The sequence below is a fragment of the Catenovulum sp. 2E275 genome (assembly GCF_025515275.1).
Classification (GTDB): Bacteria; Pseudomonadota; Gammaproteobacteria; order Enterobacterales; family Alteromonadaceae; genus Catenovulum.
Genome location: NZ_JAOPFU010000020.1, coordinates 60226 through 69216, shown reverse-complemented (window position 1 = coordinate 69216; position 8991 = coordinate 60226). Strand labels below are relative to the sequence as shown.

At 39.1% G+C, this 8991-nt stretch carries 6 protein-coding genes; 1 reads left to right on the top strand and 5 read right to left on the bottom strand.

The window, feature by feature from the left end; genetic code table 11:
• Positions 1-145: 145 nt before the first annotated feature.
• On the bottom strand, positions 146-3427 hold the full coding sequence (locus tag N7931_RS11115) for a hypothetical protein (RefSeq protein WP_262794081.1): 3282 nt from the start codon (positions 3425-3427) through the stop codon (positions 146-148).
• A gap of 232 nt (positions 3428-3659) precedes the next feature.
• Here N7931_RS11115 and N7931_RS11110 point away from each other — a divergent pair, with 232 nt between their 5' ends.
• Positions 3660-4928 (top strand): dicarboxylate/amino acid:cation symporter, encoded by a 1269-nt coding sequence (locus N7931_RS11110; protein ID WP_410369351.1) that lies wholly within the window; start codon positions 3660-3662, stop codon positions 4926-4928.
• 72 nt (positions 4929-5000) lie between these two features.
• Here the strand turns inward: N7931_RS11110 and N7931_RS11105 are convergent, their stop codons facing one another.
• The 4 genes from N7931_RS11105 to pyrD all read right to left on the bottom strand — a co-directional run bounded on the left by N7931_RS11105 (position 5001) and on the right by pyrD (position 8977).
• On the bottom strand, positions 5001-6323 hold the full coding sequence (locus N7931_RS11105) for an RsmB/NOP family class I SAM-dependent RNA methyltransferase (RefSeq protein ID WP_262794077.1): 1323 nt from the start codon (positions 6321-6323) through the stop codon (positions 5001-5003).
• A gap of 233 nt (positions 6324-6556) precedes the next feature.
• On the bottom strand, positions 6557-7312 hold the full coding sequence (locus N7931_RS11100) for a Nif3-like dinuclear metal center hexameric protein (protein WP_262794075.1): 756 nt from the start codon (positions 7310-7312) through the stop codon (positions 6557-6559).
• A gap of 48 nt (positions 7313-7360) precedes the next feature.
• Positions 7361-7903 carry a cell division protein ZapC gene (locus tag N7931_RS11095; RefSeq protein ID WP_262794073.1) on the bottom strand — a complete coding sequence of 181 codons (543 nt, stop codon included), beginning with the start codon at positions 7901-7903 and terminating at the stop codon, positions 7361-7363.
• Positions 7904-7963: 60 nt separating this feature from the next.
• Positions 7964-8977: a quinone-dependent dihydroorotate dehydrogenase gene (gene pyrD, locus N7931_RS11090; protein WP_262794071.1), complete on the bottom strand. Its 1014-nt coding sequence runs from the start codon at positions 8975-8977 to the stop codon at positions 7964-7966.
• Between the last annotated feature and the right edge of the window lie 14 nt (positions 8978-8991).

Sequence of the window (8991 nt, the reverse complement as noted above, 5' to 3'; positions counted from 1 at the left end):
GGTTTGAAAGGTGCCTACATTCCTTCACCAATCTGTTTTGTATTGAAAGCGCTGTGATAGCTCTGAAACATGCATCTTGAGGTGGCACGGGTATAAATAAAAATAAGGCCGGACAAACCGGCCTTATTCACTTTTGTTGTGGCTTTTAACCAGCATCAACAATGCTAAATGTATAACTTGATACTACACCACTTGGGCTAGTTACAGTGATTGTGCCTACCCCGGTTGCTGAACCATTAGGATCAATTTCTCTTTTAATGGTAAAACCAAAACCAAACGGCACAGAAGTCGATGTTTTAGGCATTTCATAACTTGACGAGCCAGATATTTCACCATTATCAATACTCAGTTCAATGCTTGAACCTACCGCTATCGGATTGTTATTAATATCCGTAATATAAGCTGTAAAGCTAACAAATGGATTTGCTACCAGATCAACCGTATTAACTTGACTACCATCTGCCTCTCGTACGGTAAAATAAGCCGTGCTGCCGGATAATACAACAATACCCGAATCTCTGATATGCACAAAGTTTTGAGTACAGTTTTGACCATCCTGGCACAAAATCCCATCAAATAGGTTATTTCCCTGATTAAAGCTTCCATCGTTATTAAAATCGACAGGTTCGTCATCATCACCACCCGCTAAACAAAGTGGATCATTAACAGCTAATGCACCTGGCGCAGCCGACCCATCAGCTAACCGACCACAAAACTGATTATCTTCATTAAAGTCTAAAAAGGCTTCGCTTAAATCACCAAACTTTTCATTCGCGTCATAAAAACCATTGCCGTTCGAATCAACAAAGCTTTCTTCGCCAACAGCAAAAGCTAATATATTAACTCGGCCACTGCGAGGTCTGGCTAATTGTAGTGGTCCTTGAACACCATTTTGATTTAATCCATAACAAGGTTGGCCCGGCGTTACATCAATATCGTTAGCGGTATTATTATCATTACCAACATCACATCGACCACTCAGTAAGTTATTATTCATTGGTCTGGGCGATTGGCTAGTCCAATTAACCGAACAAGCACCATTTTGAGTTAAACAGCTTGGTTCAATCATCCCGCCAGAAGCAATAAAATTAACCGCAGTGCCATTGGGGACAGGATTATTAAAATGATCCGCCATACGCATGGTAACTTGGTTTTCAACCCCATCTATATTCCATGCTTCAATATTTACACCATCTAAAGACAGCGATACACTATTTTGATCTGCTAAGCCGCTAGATACACTCAAACGACGTGAAACGGCCTGAATTCTTGGGTTATAAATATTGCCATCCGCATCCAAAAGCTCAGCAATAATTAATACAGGTGTTGGCGCTCTGCCCGATTTAACCGTTAAATAAACCTGTCCGTTCGAGTCTGATACAGCTTGTGTAGGCGTGATTTCTATGCCGGAGCCTTGGGCTGTTAAAGTAAAGCGCACATTTTGATTTGCTTTAGGATTATTATCATTACCTAAAACCTGAAAGATCATTTCAGCTTGAGCAGGCAAACCTGTGTCTGGGTAACTCAGTTGATAAGCCTGATTATCACCATCGATCGAAGCTTCGATAAATTTAATATAAGAGGCAGTTGACTCTGCTAAAGAGATGGTTGTCGATGCATTTAATGAACGGTTACCGATATTGGCTGATGCAGAAATAACATCGCTACCTTTACAATTATCTGAACGATAAATTGCTGTTGCCTGACCATTAATCGCAATAACAGATGAATCAATAAACGCAGTACCAGCCTCAACACAAGCAGAGGTAAAGCTTACGTTAACCGGTTGAGTATACGCAGTCATATCTTCGTCATTAATTAAATTAATGGTGAATACTGCGGTGCTGCCAATTGCGAGTTCCCCGGTTAAGTTGCTTGCTATTTGTTTAGCAACAAAATCACCGTTTGCATCATAACTCCCCATTAATAAATTAGGTGCAATAATTGAAAAATCGACAGCTTCACTTGAGTTATTTGCACTCACAGTTAAGGTTCTCGCCCCACTTTCATTGCTTGCTAACAAAGAAAAATAAGCTAAACCATTTTCATCGGTTAATGCCCGTCCAGAACTTGGACTTAGTGCACCAGAGCTTAAGCTTGCGTTTACAATTTTATTAGCAACCGCGACTGAGCTGCTTTCACGGGTAAGTTTAACTTCAATAATCCCATCGTTAGGAACCGCACCAACAGGCACAGACAAGCAATTGGCTATATCAAATCTAGTTGCATTAATTTCATCACACTGATAAAAATTAACTGTAATATCATAGGCTTCACTAGATAAATTCTCATCACCTTCGCTAGTAAAAGATAATGAGGTAGTTGAGTTATTATAACTTGCCATAACTGTCCCAGCACCTCTGACACTGCCAGCACTTATATCTACATAAGCATAACCTGAGTCATCCGTTAATGCGGTGCCAATTTCAGGAAATAATTCACCAATGTTAGATGAAAATGTAACAACCTTTCGGGTGATTGCTTCGCCATTTTGATCTGTTAATTCAGCCCGTAATATGCCCGGTTGGGCTTGACTAATATTGTATATTTCAGACGTTAAATCTGAATTAAATAAAGCTAAACTCAAAGTCTGACTACCTGATGTGGTTGTATCTGAATCACCAGCACTGCTAAATGCTATGGTTTTGGTAAGGTTTAACGTATTAACACCATTAATCACTTCGGTTTCTATCGTTAAAATACCACTGCTTTCAACATTACCTGCATTTAAAGTTAATTGCGCGACACCATTTTCATCCGTTAATACTTTACCACTGGCTGGGCTTAACAAACCTAAAGTCGAAGAAACAGAGATAAGCTGACTGGCAACATCAGCCTCCTCATAATCCAAAGTAATTCGCACGACACCCGGCTGAGCATCTGAAACCTGAGTAATCGCCTCACCACTTACATTAGTTAATTGCGCGTTGAGCTGATAACCATGAGTTGGTGTAACCTGATTGGTATTAATCTGATATACAAAATTATTCGATTCATCATCATAACTCACACTGAGCTGAGCTGATCCTGTTGCACCTGAGCTAAAAACTTTAAAAATAGCTTGCCCACTATTATTGGTAATCGCATTACCATTTTCTGGAAATAGCACACCCGTTCCGGCAGATGCGGATACTAATTGATTACTGACTGCATTACCGGTTTGAGCATTTTTAACACTCACCACAAAGTACAAAGGTTGAGGCTGGTTAACTATATTAGTTTGTGCACACTGCGCTTGAATATCTGACACCTCAGTTAAATTACGACTTGTACATAAATAACTCTGAGCCGTAATAGTATAACTGGAGGTATCGCCGGTATCTGTATCATCCGTGTCATTAGCTCGTTCTAGTGAGCTACCACCACCGCAGGCGGCTAAAATAATTGAAAAAATAAAGATTAACCAATAGCGATTTTTTATTCGCATTCTCTACTCCATGGTTTTGATATATAAATTGTTGTAATCTGTAAAAAAGATATTTTTATTTTTTGTAAAATGCTTGTTCTGTATAGTACAAAATATTACAAACCTTGATGCCTTATAATCTTAGTCTAATTTTTTTTCCTGTCATATTAAATACGGGTAGATAGCTAAATCAATTACAAAATAATTAAAACAATCAGGAGGATCCTTGTCTTCAATCAAATTAAATTTAACCATGCGGATATTAATCGGCATGATACTTGGCATTTTAGTTGGCCGGTTTTTTAGTTTATTTGTATCAGAACAAACCGATACTTTAATCAATTTGGGATTATTTGAGCTATCCATAAAAGCTTTTTTTATTGATGGTTTATTTCATATTGGCGGACAAATTTTTGTTATTAGCTTAAAAATGTTGGTAGTACCTTTAGTATTTGTCTCTTTGGTATGCGGAACTTGCTCATTAAACGATTCAGCAAAAATTGGTCGTCTCGGCTTAAAGTCAGTTGCGTTATATTTATGTACCACCGCAATAGCAATTGCATTGGCTTTATCTATCGCTAATTTAATTTCGCCGGGAGAAGGTGCAGCTTTATCAACAGATGCCAGTTTTGAGGCGCAAGCCGCGCCCTCATTTGCAGACGTGATTATCGGTATGTTTCCGTCAAACCCGATTCAGGCGATGGCGACCGGAAATATGCTACAAATCATTGTATTTTCAATTATTTTTGGAATATCAATGGCAATGGCCGGTGAAGCCGGACAAAAACTGGCGATCACCTTTAATCAATTAAACGAAGTGATCTTAAAAATGGTTGGCATTTTAATGAACCTTGCACCTTATGGTGTATTTTGTTTATTAGCTAAACTATTTGCATTTTTAGAACTATCCGAAGTATTAAAACTGGGTAAATACTTTTTCACTTTACTGGCTGTTTTAGCCATTCATGCATTTTTAACTTACCCGATAATCTTTAAATTATTCACCAGATTAAGCCCCATTACTTTTTTAACCAAAATGAAAGATACCGCATTATTTGCTTTTAGCACCTCAAGCAGTAATGCAACTATGCCTGTCACCTTAAATACAGTCACTAAAAAAATGGGCGCAGATAACTCCATAGCCTCATTTACCGTGCCACTGGGCGCAACCATAAATATGGACGGAACTGCGATTATGCAGGGGGTTGCCACTGTATTTATCGCACAGGTTTATGCAATTGATTTAAGTATGAGTGATTATTTAGCGGTATTATTAACAGCCACGTTAGCATCAATTGGCACAGCCGGAGTCCCCGGAGTTGGCTTAATTATGCTAGCAATGGTATTTCAGCAAGTTGGTTTACCTGTGGAAGGCATTGCGCTTATTTTAGGGGTTGACCGCCTTTTAGATATGACCCGCACCGCAGTTAATGTAACTGGCGATGCAATGGTCACTTGTGTTGTTGCTAAATCAGAAAAAGCATTGGATAAAAAAGTATTTAACGATGCTTCGGCCTGTTAATGCGAAATCAAAATAAAAGTGGCTGGTCTATTAGCCACTTTTTATTAAGCTATTTTCTACTAGGCTTTTTTGCTAAGCCTGTTTTTGCATTACAGCCACAAACATAGTGTCCGAATTTATTTCGGGCGCACCTAATAAGGTTTGACTAACCAGTTTAAAGTTTGGATTAAGTGCTAAAAACTCAGCAACCTGAGCTTCATTTTCACTGATTTGCCAGCTACAAGTGGCATAAACTAAATGCCCGCCGGCTCTAACCGCAAAATGTGCATAAGATAAAATTTGTTGTTGAATAGCGAGTTGAGCCTGAGTATCGGCTTCTGTAAAACGCCATTTAGCATCTGGGTTTCGCCGCCATGTTCCGGCAGATGTGCAGGGAGCATCCACTAACACCCAGTCAAAACCTTTTTGTTGAGCGGCTTCTTTGGGTAAACGCAGTTTAGCTGCACCATCCCAACTAAAGGTGCGAATATTAAATAAATTAGCTCGCTTAGCGCGTTTTTTCACTTCTGCTAATTTATATTCATGTAAATCAGTTGCAACTACACAGCCTTTATTATTCATTTTGGCAGCAATCGCCAAACTTTTACCACCCGCGCCAGCACAAGCATCCCAAACTTTATCACCCGGTTTAGCTTTAACCGCTTGGGCAATTTGTTGACTGGCAAGATCCTGAATTTCAAACTCGCCCTGTTTATACGCTTTGGTTTGAGTGACATCAAAGCCACCATTAACTTCAATTCCAAATGTAGGTAAAGAGCTAGATAAAACAGCTTCAACACCTTGCTGTTTAAGCGCTGTCACTAAAGCGTTGGCATCGGTTGTTTCGGTTAACCTTAACCAAAGCGGCGGTGAACTTAATTGTGCCAAACAAAAAGCACTGAGCTTATCGTCAGACCAATTATTTAATAACGCACGTTGAGTTAATAAAGCTTGCCATTGAGGACGCATACCGGATAAAACTAATTGGCCGTCAGCAGATACAGACTGCATCTGGCTATCTAACCAATTAATATATTGTTCAGCAGCGTTTGGTGCAGGTTTACCGCTAAACCAAGTTAATTCCGGTAACTTAAAATAATGATTTAAAGCGACAATAGCCGACCAAAATTCATCATTTGTAATCGAGTTTAACTGAAAAATGCGCCAGTTTTTGTCCCAGTTTAGCGGATCATCTAACCATTGATTTTCACGATAACTGACAACTAAATAATCTGCCGCCTGTAAAAAGCGCATCGCAGTAAACATGGCCTGACTCAAGCCAAGCTTTTGCTGGCGGTTTATTTCTCGGTTGCCTTTAAACCAATTTTTTAACCATCTGTCGAGTGGTTTAAATTCATCTTGGTTTAGCCAGTCTTGCCATAATATATATAAATAACTTTTTTCAAATGAGCGCATTAATTTTCTCAGCAGCTTAATTAACCTCAACACGGGTTAAGGTGTATTCTAACTAATTGAATTATTTAACCTTATAATTTTACATGGTTTCTAACGAGAATTTTTTTGTGCGGACAAGGCAAATTCACGCGTCAATAGCTAGTCTATTGTAAGTGAATTTAACGCAGTACCCGCGAAAAAAGGCCGTTTGAAACATATTCATTAAACCGAATTGAGGTTAATTAATCTTGAGCTTAAGCAGGATTGTCTATATCAACAAACTCAACCGTTAAGCCAAGTTCAGCCGCTAAATGCTCACCTACGGCTTTAGCACCGTAGCGTTCTGTTGCGTGATGTCCGGCAGCCATAAAATGAATCCCCATTTCACGGGCGGTATGAATGGTTTGCTCACTCACTTCACCACTGATAAACAAATCAATATCTTGCGCTGCGGCTTGCTCAATAAAAGATTGCCCACCACCGCTGCACCAAGCCACCGTTTTAATCTCAAAATCACCACCCGCTTCAACCAAAGGTTTACGGGCTAATTTAGTTTCTACTTTTTGAGCAAACTCGTTCAAACTCAAGGCTTGGGTTAATTTGCCCTGCATGGCAACACTAAATGGATTATCCAATTCCAAGCCACCCGTTATTTCAATATCAAATAACTTAGCTAACTGAGCGTTGTTACCTAATTGCGGATGAATATCCAGCGGTAAATGATAGGCATATAAATTAATATCGTTAGCTAACAAAGCTTTAATTCGCTTTTGTTTCATGCCTTTAATAACCGGATTTTCGTTTTTCCAGAAAAAACCATGATGCACAAAAATAGCATCCGCCTGCCGGTTAATCGCTTCATCAATTAATAACTGAGTTGCAGTTACGCCGGTTATGATTTTTTTAACCTCTGATTTACCCTCAACTTGCAAACCGTTTGGGCAAAAATCACGGATTTTTTCGGGTTTTAATAACGAATTTAAATAGTTTTCTAAAGCAAAATGATTCATAGGAAATTTATCTGGATATCTTAAAAGCTGGGCAATATGCAGTGCACATTATGCCCTGTTTTGATGGTGAGGATAAGTATTTTGAGTGCTGATAAGTGAGCTAATGCGATTATTCATCACTTTAATCACATCAAATTGTTGTAATGATTTAGACTCTGTTAACTGTAAGCTCTGGCTTAACAGCATCACCTTAGCGCAGTCCTGACATTCTTCTAAAATAAAAAACGTACCACTTTCAAACTGGCTTTGAATCAGCACAACCTGTTCAAATAAATCCTGTCTTGGATGGCGCTGCGGTAAAAAATACCAGCTTTTAGGTTGTTCATCTAAGACAAAATGATGCTGAGCCAAAGCATTTAATGCAATTTGCACCGCTCCGGCTTCAGATATATTAAGTTGCTCGGTAATCGTATTATAAAATTCACAATAGGTTTGATTATCTTCAATGCTAAACGGACGAGTTTGCTTGGCATCCGGGATTAACTTTTTGGCTTTGCACGCCGATACAAAGACAAACTCCGTCATATTTAAACGAAGTGTTTGACTCTGCTCATCGAACCACCAATACCAATCAGCTTTAGCCTGTAACATGATTAATCAATTTACCCTGTTATTTATAATTTCCTAACCCACAAGATGACAAAAAAAACGCTATATTTCAAGCTCTTCTGCAATTTCTTTTACTAATTGAGGGCCGCGGTAAATAAAACCTGTATAAATTTGAACCAATTTAGCACCCGCATCCACTTTTTCTTGTGCCGCTTGTGCCGAATTTATTCCACCGACCCCAACAATCGGTAACTTGCCAGCCAGCGCCTGATTTAACATACGGATGACTTCAGTGCTTGGCGCTCTAACCGGCATCCCACTTAAACCACCAGCTTCATTACCATGTGGTAAATGAGCCACTTTATCGCGCGCTAAAGTGGTATTAGTTGCGATCACGCCATCAATTTGATTACTGATTAACGTTTCCGCGACTTGAATCACTTCTTCTTCGCTCATATCCGGTGCTATTTTAACCAAAATTGGCACATATTTACCGACTTGTTTTTCAAGCTCTAACTGTCTTTGTTTAATTGAACCCAGTAGTTCATTTAGCGCTTCACCATATTGCAAATTTCTGAGGCCTGGCGTATTAGGTGATGAAATATTAATGGTGACATAACTGGCATGTTCATACACTTTATCAAGACAGGTTAAATAATCATTTTTCCCTTCTTCATTAGGTGTATCTTTATTTTTGCCTATGTTGATCCCTAAAATGCCATCATATTTAGCCGCTTTAACTTGCTCAACTAAATAATCTACCCCTTTGTTATTAAACCCCATACGGTTAATTATCGCCTGAGCCGGTGGTAATCTAAATAAACGTGGTTTGTCATTACCCGCCTGAGGTCTTGGTGTAACTGTACCCACCTCAATAAAGCCAAACCCCATAGCTGCAAACGCATCAATACATTCGCCATTTTTATCTAACCCAGCGGCTAACCCCACCGGATTAGGAAAGGTTAAACCAAATTGCTCAACCGGTTTAGCAGCTACATTTTGTTTATAAAAACAGTCAAACCCTGTGCCGCCCATTTTTTTAAGGCTTTTAATGGTCACATCGTGTGACCATTCAGCATCCTGCGTAAATAAAAAAGAACGTAATAACTGATACATGGTAATTCCAATCT